Genomic DNA, 25,152 nt, shown 5'->3' with positions numbered 1-25,152 from the left:
GGCGCGGTCGCGAGGACACCGTCCTGCGGCCGTTCTGCCGGGAGGAGGCAGTCATGAACGGCACCGGAACTCGGCACAGCCCTCCCCGCGCCGGCCTGTGGGCCCGCGTCGGCGACCGGTTGATCATCGGTGGCGCCACCGTCGGGGACGAGGGACGCGATGGCGAGATCGTGGCACTGCACCACGAGGACGGCACTCCGCCCTTCGACGTCCGCTGGTCGGACACCGGGCGGGTCACTCTCGTCTTCCCCGGCCCGGACGCGCGAGTCCAGCATTTCTCCCACTCCGGCCGGACGGCTACGACCCCACGGAGGTGAAGGCCGCTGTGGCGCCCACGACACCGGGCACCGCCCTGGCCAGGCGCACCGCCAGCTCGGCGGGCACGGACCTGGGCAACCGGCCGGTGAGCGTCACCTCGCCGTCCGCGACCCGGACGCCGAGCGTGGCTTCGCCCGCCGGCACCAGGAACTTGAGCAGTTCGCGGCGTACCTCCTCGGCGAGCTCGGCGTCGGAGCGGAGATGGACCTTCAGCAGGTCCCCCCTGCTCACGACGCCGACCGGCCGGCCCTCCTCGTCCACCACGGGCAGCCGCTTCAGGCGGCCCCGTCCCATCAGACGGGCGGCCCCGGCGATCGTGGCGCCCCGGAGGACCGTGACGGCCGGTGCCGTCATCAGGCGGGCGGCCGTCGGAGCCCTTCCGTCGTCGTGCGCGTCACCGGGAACCTTGCGGAGCACGTCCGCCTCCGACACCACGCCGACGACCCGCCCCTCGGCCGACAGCACCGGAACCGCGCTCACCTCCCAACGCCGCAGGACGCGGACGATCTCCCGGACCGTGGCGTCGAGTCCCACGGAGACGACCGAGTGGTTCATCACGTCGTCGACCGTTCGCACGCGCTTCATGACAACCTCCACGGCGGTGTCCTCACGGAGCCTTCTCCGACCCGCTTCCTCACGAATCTCCGTGCTCCGGCCCGGCCGCGCCCAGGGCCGAACGGGGCCCGCTCCGGCCCGGTCGGCCCTGGCCCGGGCCGACGGATCCGGGCGGGCAGGCCCCGGAGGGGGACCGGTCGGCCCTGTCCCTCGCCCCCCGACGGGTGCGAGCGTGACCACAGGCCCCCCTACGACGGGAAGGCGGTGGGCAGGATGGAATCCCCCCTGGTAGTCGGCGTCGACGGTTCCGATCCCGGTCTGACGGCCCTGGACTGGGCCGTCGACGAGGCGGTACGGCAGGGGCGCCCCCTGCGGATCGTGTACGCCTCGCTGTGGGAGCGGTACGAGGGGGCGGTACCCCCCTGGAGCACCGACCGGCCGTGGGGCCAGGTCCTCGCCGACAACATCGTGGGCCAGGCCGCGGAACGCGCCCTGCGGCGGGCTCCCGGACTCTCCGTCACCAGCGACGTCGCCGCCGAGGACGCGGCGGGCGCCCTGCTCAGGGAGGGGAGGGAGGCGTGGGGCGTCGTCGTCGGCGCGCGCGGGCGCAGCGAGCTCGGTGACCTCCTGCTGGGGTCGGTGGGCCTCGTCGCCGCCGCCCGCGCGTCCTGTCCCGTCGTCGTCGTACGGGGGGACCGGACGGCCCTCGAAGCGCGCCACGGGCGGATCCTCCTGGGCGTCGGCGACCATGACGTCGACTCCCCGGCCGTCGCGTTCGCCTTCCGCGAGGCGGCGGTCCGCGACGCGGAACTGGACGCGGTGCGGACCTGGCGCCGCCCGCTCCACGACCCGCTCGACCACCCGCTCCTGCGCGGGGAGGCGGGGGTGTACCTCGCGGAGGAGGCAGCGGAGTACCTGGAGAAGGCGCTCGCCGTGCGCGCGCGGGAACACCCCGGGGTACGGGTGCGCCGGAGCAGCGTCGAGGGGACCGCGCACCGGTTGCTGACCGAGCGCTCCGCGGCCGCCGACCTCCTCGTGCTCGGCGCACGCCGCAGGGACGGGCTCATCGGTCTTCAGCTCGGCCGGGTGGCCCACCGGGCCCTGCACCACGCCATGTGCCCGGTCGCCGTCGTACCGCAGCCGTCACCCGCCACCACGGAAGGAGACGAGCGATGAACAGCACCGGCGACCGGCGGCACCGGAGCGACCTCGGCCGCCGCGTCGCGACGCGACGGCGGCAGCTCGGTCTGTCCCGCGAGGAGGTGGCGGAGCGGGCCGGATCCACCCCCGGATACATCGCCTACGTGGAGGAGCAGCTGCCGACGCCCGGCATCGAGTTCCTGGTCCGCCTCGCGCATGCCCTGGACACGACCATCCAGGACCTGACCGGTCTCGCGGCCGACCTCGCTCCCGGCGGGGCGCCGCCGGGGAACCGGCCGGAGCTGGTGGAGCTCGACGAGAAGGAGTGCTGGGCGCTGCTCGGCGACGGGGGCGTGGGCCGGATCGGTGTCGACGGAGCCGACGGCCTCGCCGTGTTCCCCGTCAACTACCAGGTGCTCGACCGGAGCCTCGTCATCTCGACCGGGGCGGAGTCCGCTCTCGGCCGGGCCGCGGCAGCCGGCGCCGAGGCCGCCTTCGAGGAAGACAGCCTGGACGAGGCGTTCCGAAGAGGCTGGAGCGTCCTCCTCGTCGGTCCGGTGCACGTTCTCGCCGATCCGGCCGAGGCCATGGGCATGAGCCGGGCCGTGACCGTGCGCCCCTGGTCCGGAGACGGGAGGGACACCGTCGTGAGGCTCGTCCCCCGACGCGTCACGGGACGGCGGATACGCGTGCCCGGCGCGCCCGGCGAGCCCGCCGCGCCGGCGGCCTGACCCAGCCAGGGCAGGGCGAACGCAGGGCAGGGCACACGGGTGAGGGGTGGACCGGCCGGTCCACCCCTCACCCGTGTGCTCATCCCAGAGGGACCACCGCCACCGGCGCCGGACTGTGGTGGACGACCGCGTGCGCCACGTGGCCGACGTGCGGGCCGACCGGCAGCCGACGGGCGCGGCGCCCCACGACGACGAGTTCCGCCTCCCTCGACGCCTCGGTCATCTGGTACGCGGCGGAGCCCACGACGGCCTTCGCCGTCACGTCGGCGCCCGGATACCGCGTCCGCCAGGGCGACAGCAGCTCGTCGAGGCCGACGCGTACGCCGGCGCCCAGCTCCTCGCCGATTCCCGGGTCCACCATGGCCGCGTAGCCGTAGGAGGCGGGCACCGTCCAGGTGCTGAGGAACCGCAGAGGCACGCGCCGCCTGGCCGCTTCCCCGAAGGCGAAGGCCAGCAGGGGTTCGCACGGGTGGTGGAGATCGACCCCGACCACGATCCCGCGGGCGGAGGACGCCGGGTCCGGGCGTTCCGCGCGCACCAGGACGACCGGCCGTCGGGCCGTGCCCACGACCGCGAGGGAGACGGAGCCCACGACGAACCCGAGGACGCCGCCGAGCCCACGGGACCCGAGCACCAGCAGGTCGGACTCGTTCGCCGCCGCGACCAGCTCGTCCGCCGCGCGCCCGCGAGCCCGCTCCGTCGTGACCTCCAGATCGGGGTGCTCCTCGCGGGCCCGCCCCGCTTCGTCGTGCAGAAGGGCCTCGGCCCGCTCGTACAGCGTCCGGGCGTAGGGAATCGGGATCTCCGGGGTGTTCGGCCATTCCTCCACGTGCACCAGGCGGAGCGGAACCTCACGCAGGACCGCTTCTCCAGCGGCCCAGCGTGCCGCGGCGATGCTTTCCTCCGAGCCGTCCAGTCCCACGGTGACCTGTGCCGTCATCACTGCCTCCTCGGCCGTCGCCGGTGATGACACCAGGCTCGTCCGGCGTCCGACCGCCCGGTGAGGGCCAGGCAGGTCTGCATCGGGGCCGAACGGCCCCTCGCGGCCGGTGCCCCGGGGTGCCAGCGTGAGGAGTGTCGTCCTTCCGGGCGCCGTACGAGCCCCGGGCGTACAGCCGAGGAGGAGCCATGAGCAGCGAGACCCCCGTCCGGCCGGAGCCGGCCGACGTCGTCGTGGGGATCGACGGATCCCCCTCTGCCCGGACGGCCGCCCTCTGGGCCGCCGCGGAGGCGGACCGCCGTTCCCGCCCCCTGCATCTCGTCCACGCGGCCGGTACCGGCCGGCGCGCCTACTGGAGCGACACCGCGACCCTCCAGGCCGTACGGGAAGCCGGACGCGACCTGCTGGCCGAGACCGAGGCCGCCGTCAGGGAACGCTTCCCGGACCTCGTCGTTACCCGGCTGCTCGGCCGGCAGGAACCGGTCGAAGGGCTCCAGGAGGCCGCCGGCGACGAGCAGACGATCGTCGTCGGCAGCAGAGGACTCGGAGGCTTCTCCGCCCTCCTGCTCGGTTCCGTGGGACTCGGCGTGGCCGCCCGCGCGGCCGTCCCGGTGATCGTCGTGCGCGGCGAGGCGGACCGTCCCGAGGGCGGTTCCGTGACCGCGGCCGTCCGTGACTCCGACGACCTGGGGTGGCTGTTCCTCGCCGCCGCCGAGGCGGACGTCCGCAAGGCCCCGCTCCGCCTCCTGAGCGTATGGAACATCCTCACCCACGTCGGTGACGTGGCGACCATGCTCGACGACCTCGACGCAGCCGCGCACCGGCGGGTGGACGAGGTGAAGGCCCTCGCCGACCGCGTCCGCGCGTGGTACCCCGATCTGACCGTCACCCACCACGTCGAGACCGGGACCTCCACCCCCGGGATCCTCGTCGAGGCGAGCGCCCACACCGACCTGGTCGTGATGGGCCGGGGACACCGGCCCCTCGGCGTGGGCCCGTCCCTCGGACGCGTCGCCCACGCCCTCATCCACCATGCCCACTGCCCCGTGGAGATCGTCCCCGTGGACTTCGGGACGCGGGGCGGCGACACCCCGTGAACGACCTCCTGCTCGGCGTGGACCCCGCGGAGGTCTCCGTCCCCGCCCTGGTGTGGGCCGCGGACGAGGCCGACCGCAGACACCTGCGGCTGCGCCTCGTCGTCGCCGTACCCCCCGTCCACGACCGGCTGAGGTACGACGCCCTGGGCCACCGCACCGCCCTGCGCATCCGGGCGGAGTCCGCCCTCGCGGACGTCGAGGAACTCGTCCGGAGGCTTCACGGCCCCCTGCCGACGAGCTCGGAACTCGTGGACGGGGCACCGGCCACGGTGCTGATGGCCCGGGCGGCCGAGGCCGACCTCGTGGTCGTCGGGTCACGTCGGCTCGGCAGGGCCGCCGAACTGCTCAGCGAGAGCTCGGTGGTCGTCCCGCTCACCGCCCGCGCCCCCTGCCCCGTCGTCGTGGTCCGCGCGCCGGAACACACCGAGGTCCATCCGCCGACGCTCGTGGTCGGCGTGGACGGCAGCGAACGGAGCCGGGAGGCCGTGGCGTTCGCCGTCCGGGAGGCCGGCCTGCGCGAGGCACGACTGAGAGCGGTCTGGGTCTGGCCCCGTCCGGTCCTCGCGCGCGAGGACACCGGGGCGGGCCTCTCCGAGCGTCGTCGTCTCCTCGCGGAGTCCGTGGCCGGCTGGACGGAGCAGTACCCCGACACGGACATCACCCAGGACGTCGTCCGCGGGCATCCGGTCGAGCAACTCGTCCTGGCCGCACGGGACTCCCTGGCTCTCGTCGTGGGCAGGACCGGACGCGGCGGCTACACGGGCATGCGCCTCGGGTCGACGGTCCACGGCCTCCTGCACCACGCCGACTGCCCCGTGATCGTCGTCCCCTCCGGCACCCCGGGCGAACGCGACGACCATGCCCGGGGCCGGGCCGAACGGCCCCCTCCGGTGGAGCCCGACCGGCCCGCAGCGGGTTGACCCGCTCGGCACTGGGAGTCGCGCGCGCCGCGCCCCAGGGTGGTGGAAGAGGACCTACCGCAAGGCCGTTCCAGTCCCGTGACGAGGTGAGTGCCATGCAGCGCATCCGGATCAGCGCCAAGCCCCGCCGGTCCCGTGAGCAGCCCCCGCTCGACCTGCGCACCCCGTCCGGCCGCACCCTGCCCTACTGACCCGGCTCCCCGGCCGAGCCGTCCGAGAACCCTGGAGGACGCCATGGGATCCGTGCGACGCGTTGTTCCCTTCACCGACCTGGGCCGCCAGGACGTCAGCCGCGTGGGAGGGAAGAACGCCTCGCTCGGCGAGCTGACCAACCGGCTCGGGGCGGCGGGAATCCGGGTTCCTCCCGGATTCGCCACCACCGCGGACGCCTACGGTGAACTGCTCGACACCCACCACCTGCGCTCCGCCGTCGCCGCGCAGATCGACCGCCTGCACGAGGGCGTCCCGCTGGACGAGGTCGGGGCGGCGATCCGCTCGCTCTTCCTCGCGCAACCCCTTCCCCTTCCGCTCCGCGACGACCTGCTGGCCGCGTACGGCCGGCTGGCCGAGGACACCGGACGCGAGACCCCGGAGGTCGCCGTCCGCAGCAGCGCGACCGCCGAGGACCTGCCGGAGGCGAGCTTCGCCGGGCAGCAGGAGACGTTCCTCAACGTCCGGGGACCACAGGCCCTCCTCGAAGCCTGTGCCCGCTGCTACGCCTCCCTGTTCACCGACCGGGCGATCGACTACCGAGAGAGGATGGGCTACGACCACCTCGCCGTCGCCCTCTCCGTCGGGGTCCAGCTCATGGTCCGCTCCGACCTCGCGGGGGCGGGGGTCGTGTTCACCCTCGATCCGGAAAGCGGCTTTCCGGAGGTGATCGTGGTGAGCGCGGCCTGGGGGCTGGGGGAGACCGTCGTCAGCGGCCGGGTCGACCCCGACGAGTACACGGTCTTCAAACCGAGCATGAAGGACCCGGCACTCGACCCCGTGATCGACGTGCGGACCGGGACCAAGCGGGTGAAGACCGTCTACGCCGAAGCCGGTCTGACCCGCACGGTCGACACCCCGGACCACGACCGCGCCCGGAGGGTGCTGGACGACACGGAGGTCCGCGTCCTCGCCCACTGGGCCGCCGCGGTCGAGGCGCACTACGGCTGTCCCATGGACCTGGAGTGGGCCAAGGACGGACGCACCGGCGAACTGTGGATCGTGCAGGCGCGCCCCGAGACCGTGCAGTCCCGGCGCCGGGCCGGCGTCCTGAGCAGCTCCCGCCTGACCGGCACGCACGGAGCGCCCCTGGTCACCGGCATCGCCGTCGGCGAGGCGATCGGCCGGGGACGCGTGGTCGCGCTCGACGCCCCCACCGACCTCGACCGCTTCCCCCGCGGCGGGGTCCTCGTCACGGGCGTCACCGACCCCGACTGGGAACCGGTGATGAAGCGCGCGGCCGCCATCGTCACCGACCACGGGGGCCGCACCTCCCACGCCGCCATCGTCAGCCGCGAACTCGGCGTCCCCGCCGTGGTCGGCACCGGGGACGGCACCCGCGTCCTCCACGACGGCCGACGGATCACGGTCTCCTGCGCGGAGGGCCTCACGGGCCGCGTCTACGACGGCCTGATCCCGTACGAGGAGTCCGTCACCGACCTCGACGACCTGCCGGCCACCCGGACGCGGGTGATGCTGAACCTGGCCGACCCCTCGGCGGCCTTCCGCTGGTGGCGTCTGCCCGCGGACGGGGTGGGTCTGGCCCGGCTGGAGTTCATCGTCGCCCACCAGGTGAAGGCCCATCCCATGGCCCTGCTCCACCCGGAGCGGCTCGACCCCCCGGACCGGCACCTCATCGAGCGGATCACCGAGGGACACCTCGACCGGGGAGAATACTTCGTGGAACGGCTCTCGCACGGCATCGCGCGCATCGCGGCCTCCCGCTGGCCCGCCCCGGTGATCGTCCGCACCAGTGACTTCAAGACCAACGAGTACGCCAAGCTCCTCGGCGGCCGCCCCTTCGAACCCGTCGAGGCCAACCCGATGATCGGCTGGCGCGGGGCGAGCCGGTACTACAGCGAGGGGTACCGCGAGGGCTTCGCCCTCGAATGCCGGGCGCTCCGCCGGGTCCGGGACACGATGGGGCTGACGAACGTCGTCGTCATGATCCCCTTCTGCCGTACCCTCGACGAGGCCGACCGGGTCCTCGCGGCGATGGCGGAACAAGGGCTCGTCCGCGGAGAGAACGGGCTGCGGGTGTACGTCATGGCGGAGATCCCCGCCAACATCATCCTCGCCGAGGACTTCGCCCGGCGCTTCGACGGCTTCTCCATCGGCAGCAACGACCTCACCCAGCTCACCCTCGGCGTCGACCGCGACTCCGAGGCGCTGGCGCACGTCTTCGACGAGACCGACCCCGCCGTCATCCGCAGCATCCGGCAACTGGCCGCCCGCGCCCATGCCGTGGGCCGGCCCGTCGGCCTGTGCGGTCAACGCCCCAGCGACGATCCGTCGTTCGCGGCCGTCCTGGTCGACGCCGGCCTCGACTCCGTCTCCGTGGCACCCGACAGCTTCGCGACGGTCAAGGGCCACATCGCGGTGGCGGAGGCGGAAGTCTCCGGCACCGGCCAGGCGGAAGGAGAGTGAGCATGCCCCGGAGGAACCACCGTCGTCACGACCGTGCCCGCACGTCGTTCCGGCCCGGGGGCCAGGAGCACCGGGCACACTCCGCGCAGCGCGCGGCACGTGCGCTTCCCGCGTCGGCGAGCACCCCGCACCGGCGCCTCGTACACACCATCCGGGTGCCAGCGGCACTTCTCTGACCGATGCACCGACCACTGACGAGGAGGAGACGGCCATGACGACCGCGAGAGAGATCATGCACACCGGCGCGACCTGCGTACGGGAGGACGAGACGCTGATGGACGCGGCGCGCCGCATGAGCGAACTGGGCGTCGGAGCGCTGCCGATCTGCGGTCCGGACGACCGGCTCCACGGCATCGTCACGGACCGGGACATCGTGGTGAAGTGCCTGGCCAAGGGCAAGGACCCCCGGCACATGAGGGCCGGCTACCTCGCCCAGGGCAAGCCGGTCACGGTGGACGCGGACACGGACAGCGAGGAGGTGCTCCGCACGATGCAGGACCACCGCATCCGCCGCGTGCCCGTCATCGACGACCACCGGCTCGTCGGCATGATCAGCGAGGCGGACCTGGCCCTGCACCTCCCGGAGGAGCGGGTGGGGCACTTCGTCGAGCAGGTCTGCCGCTGATCTCGGCCGAGCGGCCGAAGGCGGAAGGGCCGACCACATGGACGCGCCGAACACCATCGAACTCGACGGACTGACCAAGCGTTACGGTCCCGTCGTCGGCATCACCGCGCTGTCCCTGGCCGTGCGGGCCGGGGAGGTGTTCGGCCTCCTCGGCCCCAACGGCGCGGGGAAGACGACGACGCTCCGCTGTCTCGTCGGGCTCCTCAGGTCCACCGGCGGCCGGATCCGGGTGCTCGGACTCGATCCCGTCGCCGACCACCCACGGCTGGCGCCCCACCTCGGCTATCTGCCGGGAGAGCTGCGCTTCTACCCCGAACTCACCGGTGAGGAGACCCTGGACCTGCTCACCGCGCTCCAGGGGTCTCCCGCGAACCGGCGGAGGGAACTGTGCGCTCGGCTCGACCTCTCCGAGCGTGACCTGCGCCGCCCCGTCCTCGGCTACTCGCGGGGCATGAAACAGAAGCTCGGGCTCGTGCAGGCCCTGCAGCACGAACCCCGGCTCGTCGTCATGGACGAGCCGACCGAAGGACTCGACCCGCTCGTGCAGGAGACGTTCTACGAACTGGTCGCGGAGGCCGCCGAGGCCGGCCGCACCGTCCTGCTGTCCAGCCACGTCCTCCCCGAGGTGCAGCGGGCCTGCGGCAGGGTCGCCCTCGTGCGCGAAGGGCGGCTGGTCACCGTGGAGCGCGTTGCGGCGCTGCGCGAGGCCAGGGCCCGCAGGATCCGCGTCACCCTCGACCCCGACCCGTCCGGCGCCCCGCGCGGCCTCGGCCCCGCGGACCACTGGCACCCGCGGTGGCAGGGAGACCGGGCCGAACTGCTCGTCCCGCCGAAGGACATCACCACCACCCTGCGACAGCTGCTCACCCTGCCCGTCCGGGACATCACGGTGGAGGAGGCGGGTCTCACCGAGGCGTTCCTGGACCTGTACCGGGATCCGGCCCGAGACCAGGCCCGAGATCCGGCACGGGATCCGGCCCGAAGCGACGGCCCCCCGACCGGGGAGCCGTCATGAGGACCCGCCTGCCCCTGCTGTGGCTCGCCCTGCACCGCCGCCGCCGCATGCTCACGGCCGTCCTGCTCGGCATGGTGGCCTTCGAGGCGCTGATCGTCGTCGTCACGAACACGATCCCGCCCGAGCAGCTCTTCTCCTCGGGTACGAAGGGACCCCCCTCCGCCTACCGGGCCTTCAGCGGCTCCAGCGGCGAGGTCTCCCTCGCCAGCTACCCGGGTCTGCTCGGCGCCGGACTCGTCCACCCCTTCTGGATCGCCCTCCAGCTGACCGCCGTCGGCTCGCTCACCGCGGCGGCCGTCGCCGCCGATGTGGAATCAGGGACGATCGAACTCGTCATGGTCCGTCCCGTCACCCGCGCCCGGCTCCTCGCGGAGCGCACCGGGGCGTGCCTGCTGGCCTCCGCCGGGGTCACCGCGGCCGCCACCCTCACGGTCGCCGTCGGAGTCGCGCTGTCCCCGGAGATCCACGCCGAGGTCGGGCTCGGCGGGGTCTTCGCGGCCGGTCTCATGGGCTACGGCTTCACGCTCTGCATGATCGGGCCCGCCCTCGCCGTGTCGGCGGCCGGACGCACCAGGTCCCGGGTCCTCGGCGCGGTCGTCACCTTCGGGGCGGTCGGGTTCGCCGTCAACTTCATCGCCCTCGCCTGGGAGCCCGCCGCGCCCCTGCGCTACGCCAGTCCGTTCCACTACTACACGCCCGGCGACGCGCTCGCGCGCGGCGCCGTCCTGTGGCCACAGCTCGCCGTCCTGGTGGGCGTCGGCACGGCGGGCCTCCTCGCCGCCCACGTCCTGCTGCGCCGCCGTGACCTCGCCCGGTGACCGGCCCACCAGGACGCCGGAGCCACAAGGGCCGGTCGGGCCCCCGGGAAACGGGACCGTTCGGCCCTCTCCGACCGCCCCTTTCGACACTGCGCCGCGCGACGGACAGGCGGCAGCCTGGAACTGCGGAGGCGGACCCTCCGCCACCCGCCGGGACGGCAGACCCGGCACCGCGGAAGAGGAGCAGGACCATGACCGGAGCCAAGCCGGAACGCAGGCACAGCTTCTTCCCCGACTTCGACACGTGGTTCGGCAGGGAGTTCCCCGGGCTCCCCGGATGGCGTCCGGCCACGGCCGCCCACGCCATCCCGGTCGAGGTCACCAGCGGCGACGGCGTCTACACGCTGCGGGCCGAACTCCCCGGCATGGACCCGGACGACATCTCCCTCACGGCCGACGACAACCTCCTCACCGTGAGCGCCGAGCACCGGGAGAACACCGAGGACAAGGATCACTCCGAATTCCGCTACGGCGCGTTCCGCAGGACCGTACGCCTCCCCGACAGCATTCCCGTGGACGACGTCGACGCCTCCTACACGGACGGCATCCTCACCGTCCGCATCCCGATGCCCGCCCAGGACACCCGCGCGACACGGACCATCCGCGTCAAGCGGGCCACCGACGGCGAGGAGGACCGATCATGACGCCGAAGCGCGTCCTCGTCGCCTACGGCAGCAGACACGGCGCCACCGCCGGCATCGCCGACGAGATCGGCCGGACCCTCCAGGACGACGGATTCGACACCGACGTCCGGCCGGCGGACACCGTCACCGACGTCAGCGACTACGACGGCGTCGTCCTCGGCGGGGCGCTCTACGCCGGACGCTGGAACGGCAAGGCCCGCAAATGCGCCCGTCGCAACGCCGAACAGCTCCGGCACCGCCCCGTCTGGCTCTTCAGCAGCGGCCCCGTCGACAGCTCCGCCGAACAGCACGACATCCCGCCCGTACCCGGGGTCGCCCGCCGCATGAAGCAGCTCGGCGCGAGGGAGCACGTCACGTTCGGGGGCGCGCTGACCGCCGACAACCCGGACTTCATCGCCCGGGCCATGGTCCGCAAGGGCAAGGGCGGGGACTTCCGGGACCCGGCCCGCATCCGCGCCTGGGCCCACCGCATCGGAGCCGCACTCGACGAGGCCGGCTGAGTCCCGGCCTTCCCGCCGGCGGGGGACAAGCGCCCGGAGGCGTGCCATGACCGACCGTGAACCGCCCCGTACGGGGCCGCGACCGCCGCGCGGGCCGGGCCGCCGGACGGCCGTGATCGTCGTCCTGACCCTCGCCCTGGTCTGCGGCGCTATCGCCGCCGGTTACCTGTGGAGCTTCGGCGCCCGGGCGGAACGCATCCGCGCCGCCCACCTGCACCAGGTCACGGCGACCACCACGGGCCCGGCCCAGGAGCCGTCCGCGCTGGCCCGGAGCGGGGCGGCGAACCGGGCCGTCGCGCCCGCCGTGTGGGAGTACCCGGACGGCGTGCGCCGCTCCGGCACCGTCGACGTCCCGACCCGGACGGCCGAGGGGCGGACCGTGACCGTCTCCGTGGACGACTCCGGAGCCGCCGTCCGGCGGGCCGACAGTTCGTCGGACGTCCTGTTGACCTCCGTCGCCGGCGGAACCGCGACGGCGGGGGCCGTCGCCGCGACCGGAGCCGGCGTCCTCGCCCTCCTGCGGCGGAGGGTCGACGGCCGCACGCTCGCGGCGCTGGAGCACGAGTGGGAGCAGGTCGAGCCCGTCTGGTCCGGCCGGCTCCGGAGGGAGAACGGCCCGGACAGCGGCCCCGGGACGGACGATGCCTGACGACGGCGCCGACCGGACGGTGACCGGTCGCGCCGACCGACGTGCGAACACCGTCCGGCCGACAGCCGAGGCGCTCCCCTTCGATCCGAGCGAGCCCCTTCCCCGCCTCCGCCGTGAGCTGGCCACCGGCCCGGACGGGCTGTCGTCCCGCGAGGCGGCCCGCCGCCTCGCCGTGCACGGCCCGAACGAGGTGCGCCGCAAGGCGGGCGTCCCCTTCTGGCGGGAGGTGGCCGCACAGCTGGCACACCCCCTGGCCCTGCTGTTGTGGACCGCCGCGGCGCTGGCCTTCGTGGCGGACCTGGCCGTGCTCGGCTGGGCCGTCCTCGCGGTCATCGTCGTCAACGCGGGTTTCGCGCTGCTCCAGGAACGACAGGCGGAGCGCGCGGTGGAGACCCTCGCCCGCTATCTGCCCGAGCACGCCCTCGTCGTGCGCGACGGGCACCCGCTCGCCGTGGAGGCCCGCGACCTCGTGCCGGGCGACGTCATCGTCCTGGAGGAGGGGGACAAGGTTCCGGCGGACGGCAGGATCACCGAGGGCGGTGTGGAGGTGGACCTGTCGATGCTGACGGGGGAGTCGGTGCCGGCGGAACGGGTGGCGGCCGCCGGGCTGCTCGGCGCGCCCCTCCTGGAAGAGCCCAACCTCGTCTTCAGCGGGACGACCTGTGTCGAAGGCCAGGCCCGGGCCGTCGTCTTCGCCACCGGGGACCGCACCGAGCTGGGACGGATCGCCGCCCTCAGCCAGCGGACCATACGAGAGCCGAGCCCCCTGGAGAGGCAGGTCAAGAAGGTGGCCTGGCTCATTGCCGGCGTCGCCACGGGCATGGGCGTCGTCTTCCTCGTCCTCGGCGTGGCGGTCGGCCTGCCGGTGACCGACTCGCTGATGTTCGCCATCGGGCTCCTCGTCGCCAACGTCCCCGAAGGGCTGCTGCCGACCATCACCCTCGCCCTCGCCGTCGGCGTCCGCGCCCTGGCCCGGCAGGGCGCCCTGGTCAAGCGGCTCAGCGCGGTCGAAACCCTCGGTTCCACCAGCGTCATCTGCACGGACAAGACCGGCACCCTCACCCGGAACCGCATGCACCTGCGGACGCACTGGACGCCGGGCCACGGAACGGAAGCGGGACCCTGGGCCCAGGCGCTGGTGCGGGCGGCCGCAGAGTGCACCACGGTGACCCGGGACACGGACGGTGAGCTGCACGGCGACCCCACCGAGTCCGCACTCGTCGACGGAGCCGCCGCGCTGGACGTCCCGACGGACCTCGACCGGCGCGACGCGCGGCGCCGGGCACTCTTCCGGTTCGACCCACGGCTTCGGACGATGTCCGTCGTGCAGGACACAGGGCAGTCCGGGGCCGCCAGGGTGGTGGTCAAGGGAGCGCCCGAAGCCGTTCTGGAACGCGTGCTGCCCGGTCCCGACCGAGAGGCGGCCCGAGCAGCGGCCCAGCGGTTCGCCGAAGCCGGCACGCGCGTCCTGGCCGTCGCCGTGCGCGACCTCGCGGTGGACGAGGGGACACCCGCCCGGAGGCAGGACGCCGAAGCCGGCCTGACCCTGCTGGGCCTGGTGGGTCTGTACGACCCGCCACGGGCGGAGGTGGCCGCTGCCGTCCGCCGCTGCCACGAGGCCGGGGTGCGCGTGCACGTGGTGACGGGGGACAACGGCGCCACGGCGGCCGCGATCGCACGGGAGGCCGGCATCGGGGTGCCTCGCCTGGAGGTCGTGGCCGCCTCCGAATCCCTGGGCGATGACGAACTGGACCGGCTCCTCGTCGAGGACGACGCCGAGATCGTCTTCGCGCGCTCCTCGCCCGAGACGAAGCTCAAGGTCGCCGACACGCTCCGTGCCCATGGCCGGATCGTCGCCATGACGGGCGACGGAGTCAACGACGCCCCCGCCCTGCACCGCGCGCACATCGGCGTGGCCATGGGCCGCTCCGGCACGGACGTGGCCCGCGAAGCGGCGGCCATGGTGCTGACCGACGACGACTTCGCCACCATCGTGACCGCGATCGAATCGGGACGTCGCGTCTACGACAACGTCCGGAAGTTCATCGTCTACATCTTCGCCCACGCCACCCCGGAGATCGTGCCCTTCCTCGTCTTCGCCCTCTCGGCGGGCGCCGTGCCCCTTCCCCTCACGGTGCTCCAGATCCTCGCCATCGACCTCGGCACGGAGACCCTCCCGGCCCTCGCGCTGGGCAGGGAACGCTCCGAACCCGGCGTCATGCGACGGCCGCCCCGCCCCGAACACCAGGGCGTCATCTCCCGCGACATGCTCGTCCGTGCCTGGGGATACCTCGGCCTGGTCTCGGCCGTCCTCGTGATGGCCGGATTCTTCTACGTCCTGTGGCGCGCCGGCTGGCAGCCCGGCGACCCCACCGGCGAGGGGACCCCCCTGCACGGCGCGTACGTGACGGCGACGACGGCCACGTTCGCCGGCATCGTCTCCTGCCAGGTCGGCACCGCCTTCGCTGCCCGCACCGACCGGGCCGCGCTCCGCGAGATCGGGGTCCTGTCCAACCCCCTGCTGCTCGCGGGCATCGCCTTCGAACTGTGCTTCACCGCCGCCCTCGTCTACGCCCCTCCGCTGCGACAGGTCTTCGGCACGGCCCCGCTCCCCTGGGACGTCGTCCTGCTCATCGGCACCTTCCCGCTGCTGGTCTGGGGCGTCGACGAGGTGCGGCGCGCCCGGCGGCGCCGTCAGGGGGACTTCTCCCGGGGCGCCGGTCCGTCATGAGGCTCGCGTGGCGGCGACGCGGAGCACCCGGCGGTCGAGGCCGACGATCAGGTCGAACAGGTCCCTGGGACAGCGCGAGGTGTTCGCGTCGTCACGTCCCCGTATCGGAGGTCTCGTCGTCGCGTCGGAGCCGGTCCACGACGCCCACGACTCCGTCGACGCTGTTGCAGAGCCTGAGGAGGACGGGCACGAGTCCGGGGCGCCGGACCGTGCCGCTGAGAGTGACCCGGCCGTCCTCGACCTCCACCGCGATGTCCGAGGGGTGCAGACCGAGCGTCCGGGTCATGACGTCCTCGACGATCTCCTCCTGGATCGCCCGGTCCCTGCGGAGGAACAGCCGGACCAGGTCGCTGCGGCTCAGGACCCCCACGAGCCGGCCGTCGTCGCCGGTCACCGGCAGCCGCTTCACGCCGGCCCGGTCCATGACCCGGGCCGCCCGCACCACACTCCAATCGGGACGGGCGACCACGGCAGGACTCGACATGAGCGCGCCGGCCGTGTCGGGACCGGAGCCGACCACGCGGTGACGGACGAGATCGGCCTCGGAGACGACGCCCAGCGGGCGGTTCTCCTCGTCGACCACGCAGACGGCGGTGATGTCGAACTCGTCCAGGAGGCGGGCGATCTCCTTGAACGTCGTCTGCCGCCCGACGCTGACGGCCGTGGGAGTCATCAGCTCGGCCACGCTTCGGTGCCTCATCGCCGTTCACCTTCCCTGTACGGAACCAGCGCCCCCACCTGTCGGGATCGTCCGTCACCACGGGGCGGGGCGGGCCGGGGACGGGCCACCGGGTTCACGCCCCGGTGGCGAGGGTGAGGGCGCACCGGACGTCCACCACACCTTCGACGGCCCGGGTCAGACGCTCCGCGAGCGGGACGAGGGTGCTGTCGCGCACGTCGCCGGTCAGGGTCACGACACCGGCCTCGACGCTGATCTCGATCCGGTCCCGTGAGAGCGGGAACAGGTGGCCGACGACGTCGCGGCGGACCTCGTCGGCGAGCTCCTCGTCGGACCGGAGGAAGACCTTGAGCAGGTCGGACCGGCTGACCACGCCCTGGATCATCCCGTCGGCGTCGACGACCGGCAGCCGCTTGACCCGGCGGGTGGCCATGACCCGGGCCGCCCGGGGCAGGGAGGCCTCGGGGCGGACCGTGACGGCGGGTGTGGTCATCAGCTCCGCGGCCCGGTCGGAACCGGCCTTGGCGGTGGCGTCCCGTCGTCGCAGCTGCTCCACCATCCCGATGTGGCGGTCGTGGAACTCCTCCTTGAGGAGCAGGTCCGCCTCGGACACCACACCGACGACCCGCCCCTCTCCCTCCAGGACGGGCAGGGCGGTCACCTTCCAGCGCTCCATGGCGGCGGCGATCTCCTTGAACGCGGTGTCGGGCCGGACGGCCACCACCTTCGTGGTCATCACGTCGGCGACGGTGAACGGTCGTGTGGTCATGGCTCTCTCCTTCAGCGGGCGTAGGCCGGGAATTCGGTGCCGTGCCGGGGAACGAGGCCGTCGAGCAGGCGACCGCGGAGCGTCAGCAGCCGGCGGGCCATCGTCGCGGCGACGCACGCGAACACCGCCTCGCCGATGGCCGGGTCCCGGTCGCACAGCTCCCGGACCGCCCGGGCGTCGAACTCCAGCGCACGCACCTCCGTCACCGCCGTGGCGCCGAGGTGCCAGACGTACGGCGGCATGATCCACGAGCAGCCGAGGAGCGCGCCGCCGACGAGGGTGTCGACGGTGGCGTCACGGCGGCCCGGTACATGGGTGTCGAGCTCCATCCGGCCGGTCCGGAGGATCCAGAAGCGGTCGGCACGCTGCCGCTCGCGGAAGATCCGTACGCCGGCGTCGAAACGGACCGGGCGGGAGTGCTCCAGGAGCCGTGTCCGGGCTTCCGGGGAGAGTTCGTCCAGCAGGGTCCGCGTGGTGGTCATGGTGTCCTCCAGCCCTTCCCCTGCAGGATCCCGTGGAGCGTGCCGCGGGCGGCAGGGCCGCGAGGGTCCCGTCGAGGGGCCGATGGGCCCGTCTCAGCGGACCAGGACGGCCTCGCCGGAGCGGGGCACGACGGCCGTCCAGCCCAGTTCGCGGTCGACGCGGTCGCGCAGCGCCTCGGACGCGGCCGGTTCGCCGTGCACGAGGTAGGTGGTGTGCGGGGCGGGCGCGTCCCGGAGCCAGTCGACGATCTGAGCGGCGTCGGCGTGGGCGGAGAAGTGGGGGACGTCGGCGACCTCGGCCCGTACGGGCACGTACTCGCCGAACATCTTCAGCGCCCGCGCCCCGTCGACGAGGTCGCGGGCGCGGGTGCCGGCGGCGGCGAAGCCGACCACGACGACGGCGTTGCGCGGGTCGGGCAGGAGACGGTGCAGGTGGTGCAGGACACGGCCGCCGGTGGCCATGCCGGCCGAGGAGACGATGACGGCGGAGCCGCGCGTGCTGTTGATGTCGATCGACTCCTGGACCGTACGGGCGGCGAGGAACGGTGCCGGACTCAGCGCGGCCTCGCCCCGTGCCAGGATCTCGGGCCGCAGCTCGGAGGAGCGCTCGCGTACGGCGTCCCGGTAGACGTCCAACGCGGCCAGGGCCATGGGGCTGTCCACGTACACCGGTACCGAGCGGGGCAGGACGCCCGCCTCGCGCAGCCGGGTCAGCTCGTGGAGGACGACCTCGGTGCGGTCGATCGCGAAGGCCGGGATCACCACGGTGCCGCCTCGCGCGAGGGTCCGCTCGATGACCGCGGCGAACTCCGAGCGGGCGGATTCCTGGTCGTGGCGGCGGTCGCCGTACGTCGACTCCATCAGCAGCACGTCGGCGCCGGAGAACGGCTCCGGGGGCAGCAGCAGCGGATGACCGGGGCGTCCCAGGTCACCGGAGACGGCCAGGGTGTGCCCGTCCTCCAGGGTGAGGCGGGCCCAGGCCGAGCCGAGGATGTGTCCGCCGTGGTGGAGCGTCAGCCGCGTGTGGGACATGATCTCCACGTCCGCCCCGACGGGGACGGGGTCGAAGAAGGACATCGTCTTCTCGACGTCGGTGTCGTCGTAGAGCGGCTTCGCCGGACGGTGCTTGGACCAGCCGTGCTCGTTGGCGTGGCGGGCCGCCTCCATCTGGAGGCGGGCGCTGTCCCGCAGCACGATCCCGGCGAGCCGGGCCGTGTGCGGGGTCGCGAGGATCGGGCCGCGGAAGCCCTGCCTGACCAGGCGCGGCAGATAGCCGCAGTGGTCCAGGTGGGCATGGGTGACGATCACGGCGCGGACGTCGGCCGCGTCCCGGGCGAAGCGGTCCCGGTTGCGCCGCCGCAGCTTCGCGAAACCCTGGAAGAGACCGCAGTCGAGGAGGATCCGGGCATGGTCGCTCTCGACCAGGAACTTGCTTCCGGTGACCGTCCCCACGCCGCCCAGGAAACTGAGCAGGGCGGGGCGCGGAACCGACGGGGCGGTGTGCGCTGCTGCCTCGGACATGGAAGGGCCCTCCTTCGCGCCACGGGCCGGTCGCACCGGTCCAGCTCCACCCTCACGCCGTTCGGCGCCGGGTGCCAGGGGCCCGAGGGTCCCCGGCGGGGGACCGACCGGCCCATGCGCGCGGGGGTGCCGTGGGGCGAGCCTGACGACGGGATCCGCGGGGGCGGGACCCTCGGACTTCAGGGAAGGCGGTCGTCATGAAGGCTCTCGTGTTCCGGGGAACGGGCCGCGTCGCATGGCAGGACGTGCCCGATCCCGCGGTGAAGGACGCGGCGGACGCGATCGTCCGCGTCGACGCCGTCACCCTCTGCGGCACCGACCTGCACATCGTCAAGGGGGACGTGCCCGAGGTGGAACCCGGACGCGTGCTCGGCCACGAGGCGGTCGGCACGGTGATGGAGACGGGTGACGACGTGCGGACGGTGCGGCCCGGCGACCGGGTCCTGATCTCCTGCATCTCGTCCTGCGGGCGCTGCCGCTTCTGCCGCGAGCAGCGCTACGGGCAGTGCCGGGGCGGTGGCGGCTGGGTCCTCGGCCACCTCATCGACGGCACCCAGGCGGAGTACGTCCGCGTGCCCTTCGCCGACCTCTCCGTCCACCCGGTTCCCAGCACGGTCGACAGCTTCGACGCCGTGCTCCTCGCCGACATCTTCCCCACCGCCTACGAGGTGGGCGTCCTCAACGGCGGCGTGCGGCCGGGCGACACGGTCGTCGTGGTCGGCGCGGGACCCATCGGCCTCGCCGCGATCATCACCGCCCGCCTCTACAGCCCCGGCCGGATCGTCGCCGTCGACCTGGCCGACTCCCGCCTCGCCGCCGCCCGGCGCCTCGGCGCCGACGCCACCGCGACGGCCGGCGAGGAACCGGAACAGCTCGTCGCCGACCTGACCGAAGGCCTCGGCGCCGACGTCGTCATGGAGGCCGTGGGCGTACCGGAGACCTTCGAGATGTGCACCCGGATGGTCCGCCCCGGAGGCAGCGTCGCCAACATAGGCGTCCACGGCAAGCCCGCCGCCCTCCACCTCGAAGACCTGTGGATCAAGGACGTCACCCTGACCACCGGGCTCGTCGACACCTCCTCGACGCCGATGCTGCTGCGCATGACGGCCGCGGGCCGGCTCCCCACCGCCGAGCTGGTCACCCACCGCTTCGCACTCGGGCAGATGGAGGAGGCGTACGACGTCTTCGGGCACGCCGCCCGGACCGGCGCGATCAAGGTCGCGCTCGGCGGACCGCAGCACACGGCCGTCGACCCCGCGCCCGCCACGGGAGCCGCATGAACGAGCACAGGACCCGTCCCTCGCCCCCACGTGCCGTCGTCCTCGACACCGACGGCGTGCTGATCGACTCCGCCGCCGTCCACGCCGCCGCCTGGAAGACCGCCTTCGACGGCTGCCTTCCCCGATGGGCGGCCGGGGCGGGGAGCGGGGAACCCTTCGACGAGGACGCCGAGTACCGGCGGTACGTCGACGGCAGATCCAGATACGACGGGGCCGCCGCCTTCCTGTCCGCCCGGGGCATCCGCCTCCCCGCCGGCTCGGCCGGCGACCGGCCGGGCTGCGACACGGTCCGGGCGGTGGCCGCCCGCAAGGAGCAAGCCTTCCGCGACGCCCTGGACGCCCGGCCGGTCACCGCCTTCCAGGACGCCTCGCGGGCCCTCACGGCCTGGGCAGCCCTCCGTGTGCCCCGCGCGGCGGTCTCCGCCTCCCGCCACGCCCGCGCGCTCCTCGCCTCCGCCGGGACGGACCGGCTCCTCACCACCGTCGTGGACGGCGCGGACGCCGCCCGGCTCGGCCTCGAAGGAAAGCCGGACCCCGCGCTCTTCCTCCACGCGGCGCACGCCCTCGGCGTCCGTCCCCAGGAATGCGCGGTCGTCGAGGACGCCCTCGCCGGCGTTCTGGCGGGCCGCCGCGGACGCTTCGGCCTCGTCGTCGGTGTCGACCGCACCTCCGACCGGCACGCCGCCGGCGCGATGCGCGAACAGGGTGCCCATCTCGTCGTCACCGACCTCATGGAGCTCGTGGAGGCGGTGTGGGGAGCCGGGCCGTGACCTCGGGCCGCGGCTGGACCTGGCGGTACGACGCCTACGCGCCGGAGCGGGAGCGGCTGGTGGAGGCCCTCTGCACGCTCGGCAACGGCCGGTTCGCCACCCGGGGCTCCGCGCCCGAATGCGTCGCCGGCACCACGCACTACCCGGGGACCTACCTCGCGGGCTGCTACGACCGCCGCACCTCGCTCGTCGACGGCCGCGCGGTGGAGAACGAGGACCTGGTCAACCTCCCGAACTGGACCCTGCTGCGGTACCGCCGCCTGCCGGAGGGCGAACCGGCGGGACCATGGCTCACCCCCGACTCCGACGAACTGCGCCACTGTGACGTCCGGCTCGACCTGCGGCGCGGGATCCTCCACCGCGACCTCCTGTTCCGGGACGCGCGGGGACGCGGACTGCGCGTCGGACACACCCGGTTCGTCCACATGGGAGACCCGGAGCTCGCCGCCCAGCGCACCACCTTCCACGCCTACGGCTGGAGGGGCGAGATCGAGGTCGAGTCCGTGCTCGACGGCGACGTCGCCAACACCGGCGTCGAGCGCTACCACCACCTGGAGCGCCGGCATCTCACCGGCCACCGGACGCTCTTCGCGCCCGGCGGGGTCGCCGGACTCTCCTGCCGCACGAGCGACCCCGGACACCTGATCGCCCTGGCCGTCCGGACGGAAACCCGCCCCGAGCGCCCCGCCCGGTCGATCCGCACCTCCACCGGCACCGTGCAGACGTACCGCCTGCCGATCGCCAGGGGGCGGCCGGCGTGGTGCGCCAAGACGCTGGCCCTGCTCACCTCCTCGGACCGACGGCCGGGCGAACTCCTCGCGGTGGCCGTCCGGACCGCCACCCACGCCCCCGCCTTCCCCGTCCTTCGGGCCGCCCACGAGGCGGCCTGGCAGGGGCTCTGGGAGAAGGGCGAGCTGCACGTGCCGGGAGAGGCGGGCCACATCCTGCGCCTGCACGCGTTCCACCTGCTGCAGACGCTCTCCCCGCACACGGCCGGCCTCGACGTGGGCGTCCCGGCCAGGGGTCTGCACGGCGAGGCGTACCGGGGCCACGTCTTCTGGGACGAGCTCTTCGTCCTGCCCTACCTCGGCCTCCACTTCCCCGACGTGGCGAGAGCGCTGCTGATGTACCGCCACCGACGTCTGCCCGCCGCCCGTGCGTCGGCCCTGCGCGCAGGACACCAGGGCGCCATGTATCCCTGGCAGAGCGGTGGTTCAGGTGACGAGGAGACCCAGGAGGTGCACCTCAACCCGCGCTCGGGCCGCTGGCTGCCCGACCACTCCCGGCTCCAGCGGCACGTCGGCTCGGCCGTCGCGTACAACGTGTGGAAGTACGCGCGGGCCACCGGCGACCGCCGTTTCCTGTACGGCGAGGGGGCGGAGATCCTGCTGGAGGTCGCCCGGTTCTGGGCGGGCGCCGCCGTGTTCGATCCCGCTCTGGAGCGCTACCGCGTCCGCGGGGTGATGGGGCCGGACGAGTACCACGACGCCTACCCCGACGCGGAGACCCCGGGCATCGACGACAACGCGTACACCAACGTGACGGCGGCCTGGGTGCTCGCTCGCGGCATCGACCTGCTGGGTGAACTGCCCGCCGGGCGCAGTGCGGAGCTGCGGAGCAGGCTCGCCCTGGGAGAGGAGGACATCGCCCGCTGGGACGACGTGTCGCGCCGCCTGCACGTGCCGTTCCACCACGGCGTCGTGAGCCAGTTCGACGGGTTCGGGGAGCTGGCGGAGCTCGACTGGGAGGCCTACCGGGAGCGCTACGGGGACATCCGCCGACTGGACCGGATCCTGGAGGCCGAGGACGACACCGTCAACCGCTACCAGGCGTCGAAGCAGGCGGACACCCTCATGCTCGGCTACCTCTTCCGTCCCGACGAACTCGTCGAACTGTTCGCGCGGCTCGGACACCGGATGGACGATGCGACCTGGCGCGCCACGGTGGACTACCACCTGCGCCGCACCAGCCACGGCTCGACCCTCAGCAGCCTGGTCCACGGCTGGGTGCTCGCACGGCTCAAGGGCCCCGGCGCCTGGCGGTACTGCGAGGAGGCCCTGCTCGCCGACGTGGCCGACGTGCAGGGCGGTACGACGGGGGAGGGCATCCACCTCGGTGCGATGGCGGGCACGATCGATCTGGTCGAGCGAGGGATCACCGGCCTGGAGGCCGGGCCGGAGGGACTGCGGGTGGCGCCGGTGGCCCTCCGCGAGCTGCCCCGGTTCGCCTTCACCCTGTGCTCCGGCGGGCACCGGGGCGTCCGCCTGCGCGTGCTGCCCGGCCGGATCGGGATACACGTCCCCGCCGGCCCGGGAGGTTCCGTTTCCCTCGTCCTGCCGGGAGAACGGAAGTTCACCGTCCTGCCCGGCGAGGAACGCTGGTTCACGCTGTGAGAGGGGCGAGAGGGGGCGGGCGGGCCCACCCGCGCTCAGGCGAAGGCGAGCACGTCGGCGACGGCGCGTCGGGGCGTCGCCCGGCCGGCCGGCCCGTAGCCGAGGCGTATGACCATGTGGACGTATCCGACGGCCGAGAGGGGGTCCCGCGCGTCGAAGCGGAGTTCCGGCCATTCGAGGGGCTGTGACATGAGGGAGGTGGCGAGCCCGTCGAGGGTGGCCTGGAGCAGGACCCGATGCAGGGCCTGCCCCGCCGCCAGCCACGACTCCGGCGTGTCCGCGGCGCTTCCGAGCAGGGTGATCTGCGGCGTCTTCTCGAAGCGGGCCGACGCGCGGACGGGCGTCCGGCCCGCGGCGCCGAAGTCCCGGACGGGCGCGGTCACGTCGTACTGACGGGGGCCGAAGGCATAGGCGGGGACACCGTCGGCACTGGTCCCTTCGCCGGCCGCTCCCGTACGCGTCCAGGCCGCGATCTCGGCGCGGACGGCCTCGTCGGCGGCCTCGAAAAGCTCGGAGGCGTGGACGAGGCCCATGACGGTGTCGGTGTGCCAGTCACCGGGGACGACCAGGCGGCAGCCCTCCAGCCGCGCGGCGGCGCACAGACCGTCGAGCAGTTCGACCGGGATCGGCTCCTCGGAGAAAGGGAAACGGCTGGTGTGCCGCCTGGCCAGAGCGGGATGCAGCGCGCCCAGATCGCCACCGGCGGCCGAGGGAACGCCGAACCGGACGTCGGCCAGGTGCCAGGGGTCCTCGGGGTCGGGCAGGAGACGGACCTCGGGACGCAGGCCCCGGTGCTCGGCGGCCACCCGCAGGCCGAACAGGGCGGCGCCGCAGCCGATGTGCAGGGCCCGGTGGGCGGGGTCCTGACGGGGCATGCCGCGGGCCGGGTCGCCGTGCAGTTCGAGAGTGCCGGACGCCTCCCGGTGCACGAACCTCCATGGCTGGGCGTTGTGCATCGACGGCGCCAGGACGGCTTCCTCCACCAGTGAGGTGACGAGGGGACGGAGAAGCGCGGTGGGGGACACGGTACGTCCTGTCTGTGCGGGCGGGCATTCTGTCTGTGCGCCGGGCGGTCATTCGGAGAAGTCGTAGGCCGACCGCGTGGACGGGGCGTCGAGGCGTCCGTCGCCGTCGCGTGCCGACAGCCGGTCCACGACGGCGACCACGCCTTCCACGCGGTCGGCGAGATGCCGGAGCATCACGGCCTGGCTCCGCAGCCGGACGCGGCCGGAGAGGGTCACCACACCGTCCAGGACGTGCACGTCGACCGCGTCGGGCGGCAGGTCCATGGCGTCCGCGAGAACCTCCTCGCGGATGCGCCGTCGGATCTCGTGGTCCGGGCGGAGGAAGACGCGGAGCAGGTCGCGGCGGGTGACGATGCCGACCAGCCGCTCCTCCTCGTCCACCACGGGAAGGCGTTCCACCCCGCGACGCACCATGAGCCGGGCCGCGTCCGCCGCCGCCTCCTCGGCGTGCACGGTGACGGCCGGAGCGCTCATCACGCCCCGGGCCGTCAGGGCCCTGCGGGCGAGGAGGTCGCTCTCGGAGACGACGCCGACGACGCGCTCGTCGGCGTCCACGACGGGCAGACCGCTGATGTCGTGCTCGGCGAGGAGCTTCGCCACCTCCCGGAACGACGTGTCGGGGAGGGCGGAGACCACGTCGTCGGTCATCAGGCCACCGACCTTCAGGTGCTTCATCGCGGCCTCCCGATCGGGTAGTCGACTGGTGGATCCCTACGCCACCACCGTCCACCCCCGCCGGCGGCATCGGCGAGGGGCCGAACGGTCCACCCACGGGCCCGACCGGGCCCCGCGGGTCCCGCGCTCCACCACGAGCGGGACCTTTGGCCCCACCTCTGCCCCCAGCGGCCCTCCGGTCCTCCGGGCGCGGGGTGCGAGGGTCGAAAGGCAGTCCCCCCGCACCCGGCAAGGAGGA

23 protein-coding genes and 1 pseudogene are annotated in these 25,152 nt (G+C 73.7%); 16 read left to right on the top strand and 8 right to left on the bottom strand.

The window, feature by feature from the left end; all coding sequences use genetic code 11:
• Window positions 1-95: 95 nt before the first annotated feature.
• A pseudogene (locus tag ABZ621_RS30385) lies at window positions 96-275 on the top strand (DUF1918 domain-containing protein); the annotation flags it as partial.
• Between the two features lie 22 nt (window positions 276-297).
• On the opposite strand, the gene ABZ621_RS30380 reads toward ABZ621_RS30385, so the two are convergent.
• Window positions 298-903 carry a CBS domain-containing protein gene (locus ABZ621_RS30380; RefSeq protein ID WP_360609638.1) on the bottom strand — a complete coding sequence of 202 codons (606 nt, stop codon included), beginning with the start codon at window positions 901-903 and terminating at the stop codon, window positions 298-300.
• 243 nt (window positions 904-1,146) lie between these two features.
• On the opposite strand from ABZ621_RS30380, the gene ABZ621_RS30375 reads away from it, so the two are divergent.
• Entirely contained in the window at window positions 1,147-2,049 is a 903-nt protein-coding gene (locus tag ABZ621_RS30375) for a universal stress protein (protein ID WP_360609637.1), read from the top strand.
• On the top strand, window positions 2,046-2,744 hold the full coding sequence (locus ABZ621_RS30370; RefSeq protein WP_360609636.1) for a pyridoxamine 5'-phosphate oxidase family protein: 699 nt from the start codon (window positions 2,046-2,048) through the stop codon (window positions 2,742-2,744). Before ABZ621_RS30375 ends, ABZ621_RS30370 begins: the two co-directional genes overlap by 4 nt.
• A 79-nt stretch (window positions 2,745-2,823) precedes the next feature.
• On the opposite strand, the gene ABZ621_RS30365 is transcribed toward ABZ621_RS30370, so the two are convergent.
• Window positions 2,824-3,684, bottom strand: coding sequence for a universal stress protein (locus ABZ621_RS30365; protein ID WP_360609635.1), 861 nt, complete (start codon window positions 3,682-3,684; stop codon window positions 2,824-2,826).
• Window positions 3,685-3,872: 188 nt separating this feature from the next.
• On the opposite strand from ABZ621_RS30365, the gene ABZ621_RS30360 reads away from it, so the two are divergent.
• From ABZ621_RS30360 to ABZ621_RS30315, 10 genes are all read left to right on the top strand, one after another.
• On the top strand, window positions 3,873-4,781 hold the full coding sequence (locus tag ABZ621_RS30360) for a universal stress protein (RefSeq protein WP_360609634.1): 909 nt from the start codon (window positions 3,873-3,875) through the stop codon (window positions 4,779-4,781).
• Window positions 4,778-5,701 carry a universal stress protein gene (locus tag ABZ621_RS30355; protein WP_360609633.1) on the top strand — a complete coding sequence of 308 codons (924 nt, stop codon included), beginning with the start codon at window positions 4,778-4,780 and terminating at the stop codon, window positions 5,699-5,701. The genes ABZ621_RS30360 and ABZ621_RS30355 overlap by 4 nt, the downstream gene beginning before the upstream one ends.
• 234 nt (window positions 5,702-5,935) lie before the next feature.
• Window positions 5,936-8,338 carry a phosphoenolpyruvate synthase gene (gene ppsA, locus ABZ621_RS30350; RefSeq protein ID WP_360609632.1) on the top strand — a complete coding sequence of 801 codons (2,403 nt, stop codon included), beginning with the start codon at window positions 5,936-5,938 and terminating at the stop codon, window positions 8,336-8,338.
• A 211-nt stretch (window positions 8,339-8,549) separates the two neighbouring features.
• Window positions 8,550-8,963 (top strand): CBS domain-containing protein, encoded by a 414-nt coding sequence (locus tag ABZ621_RS30345; protein WP_360609631.1) that lies wholly within the window; start codon window positions 8,550-8,552, stop codon window positions 8,961-8,963.
• Between the two features lie 37 nt (window positions 8,964-9,000).
• Window positions 9,001-9,978, top strand: a complete 978-nt coding sequence (locus ABZ621_RS30340; protein ID WP_360609630.1) for an ABC transporter ATP-binding protein — start codon at window positions 9,001-9,003, stop codon at window positions 9,976-9,978.
• Complete coding sequence (locus ABZ621_RS30335; RefSeq protein ID WP_360609629.1) at window positions 9,975-10,796, top strand: ABC transporter permease subunit; 822 nt, start codon at window positions 9,975-9,977, stop codon at window positions 10,794-10,796. The genes ABZ621_RS30340 and ABZ621_RS30335 overlap by 4 nt, the downstream gene beginning before the upstream one ends.
• Before the next feature lie 191 nt (window positions 10,797-10,987).
• Window positions 10,988-11,440, top strand: a complete 453-nt coding sequence (locus ABZ621_RS30330; protein ID WP_360609628.1) for an Hsp20/alpha crystallin family protein — start codon at window positions 10,988-10,990, stop codon at window positions 11,438-11,440.
• A complete protein-coding gene (locus ABZ621_RS30325) occupies window positions 11,437-11,940 on the top strand; it encodes a flavodoxin domain-containing protein (protein ID WP_360609627.1) in 504 nt (167 codons plus the stop codon). Before ABZ621_RS30330 ends, ABZ621_RS30325 begins: the two co-directional genes overlap by 4 nt.
• A 46-nt stretch (window positions 11,941-11,986) precedes the next feature.
• Complete coding sequence (locus ABZ621_RS30320; RefSeq protein WP_360609626.1) at window positions 11,987-12,589, top strand: hypothetical protein; 603 nt, start codon at window positions 11,987-11,989, stop codon at window positions 12,587-12,589.
• Window positions 12,582-15,320, top strand: a complete 2,739-nt coding sequence (locus ABZ621_RS30315) for a cation-transporting P-type ATPase (RefSeq protein WP_360609625.1) — start codon at window positions 12,582-12,584, stop codon at window positions 15,318-15,320. The genes ABZ621_RS30320 and ABZ621_RS30315 overlap by 8 nt, the downstream gene beginning before the upstream one ends.
• Window positions 15,321-15,411: 91 nt before the next feature.
• Here the strand turns inward: ABZ621_RS30315 and ABZ621_RS30310 are convergent, their stop codons facing one another.
• The 4 genes from ABZ621_RS30310 to ABZ621_RS30295 form a co-directional block, all read right to left on the bottom strand.
• Window positions 15,412-16,020 carry a CBS domain-containing protein gene (locus tag ABZ621_RS30310; RefSeq protein WP_360609624.1) on the bottom strand — a complete coding sequence of 203 codons (609 nt, stop codon included), beginning with the start codon at window positions 16,018-16,020 and terminating at the stop codon, window positions 15,412-15,414.
• 94 nt (window positions 16,021-16,114) lie between these two features.
• Window positions 16,115-16,768: a CBS domain-containing protein gene (locus ABZ621_RS30305; RefSeq protein WP_360609623.1), complete on the bottom strand. Its 654-nt coding sequence runs from the start codon at window positions 16,766-16,768 to the stop codon at window positions 16,115-16,117.
• Between the two features lie 11 nt (window positions 16,769-16,779).
• Entirely contained in the window at window positions 16,780-17,250 is a 471-nt protein-coding gene (locus ABZ621_RS30300) for a cyclic nucleotide-binding domain-containing protein (RefSeq protein ID WP_360609622.1), read from the bottom strand.
• A gap of 93 nt (window positions 17,251-17,343) precedes the next feature.
• The gene (locus ABZ621_RS30295) at window positions 17,344-18,771 is read right to left on the bottom strand and encodes an MBL fold metallo-hydrolase (protein ID WP_360609621.1); all 1,428 of its coding nucleotides are present in this window, start codon (window positions 18,769-18,771) and stop codon (window positions 17,344-17,346) included.
• Window positions 18,772-18,968: 197 nt separating this feature from the next.
• Between ABZ621_RS30295 and ABZ621_RS30290 the strand changes: the two genes are divergently transcribed.
• Genes ABZ621_RS30290 through ABZ621_RS30280 form a run of 3 tightly spaced genes read left to right on the top strand, consistent with a single transcriptional unit; the run spans window position 18,969 to window position 23,214 of the window.
• Window positions 18,969-20,051: a zinc-dependent alcohol dehydrogenase family protein gene (locus ABZ621_RS30290; RefSeq protein WP_360609620.1), complete on the top strand. Its 1,083-nt coding sequence runs from the start codon at window positions 18,969-18,971 to the stop codon at window positions 20,049-20,051.
• Entirely contained in the window at window positions 20,048-20,821 is a 774-nt protein-coding gene (locus ABZ621_RS30285; protein WP_360609619.1) for an HAD-IA family hydrolase, read from the top strand. The genes ABZ621_RS30290 and ABZ621_RS30285 overlap by 4 nt, the downstream gene beginning before the upstream one ends.
• Window positions 20,818-23,214 (top strand): glycoside hydrolase family 65 protein, encoded by a 2,397-nt coding sequence (locus tag ABZ621_RS30280; protein WP_360609618.1) that lies wholly within the window; start codon window positions 20,818-20,820, stop codon window positions 23,212-23,214. Before ABZ621_RS30285 ends, ABZ621_RS30280 begins: the two co-directional genes overlap by 4 nt.
• A 35-nt stretch (window positions 23,215-23,249) precedes the next feature.
• On the opposite strand, the gene ABZ621_RS30275 is transcribed toward ABZ621_RS30280, so the two are convergent.
• Window positions 23,250-24,239, bottom strand: coding sequence for a nitroreductase family protein (locus tag ABZ621_RS30275; RefSeq protein WP_360609617.1), 990 nt, complete (start codon window positions 24,237-24,239; stop codon window positions 23,250-23,252).
• Window positions 24,240-24,287: 48 nt separating this feature from the next.
• A complete protein-coding gene (locus ABZ621_RS30270) occupies window positions 24,288-24,914 on the bottom strand; it encodes a CBS domain-containing protein (RefSeq protein ID WP_360609616.1) in 627 nt (208 codons plus the stop codon).
• Between the last annotated feature and the right edge of the window lie 238 nt (window positions 24,915-25,152).

The organism is Streptomyces sp. NPDC007863, from assembly GCF_040633895.1.
In the GTDB taxonomy this organism is placed as follows: domain Bacteria; phylum Actinomycetota; class Actinomycetes; order Streptomycetales; family Streptomycetaceae; genus Streptomyces.
Note: the sequence above shows the minus strand (reverse complement) of the source record. Positions and strands in the feature narration are given on the sequence as shown.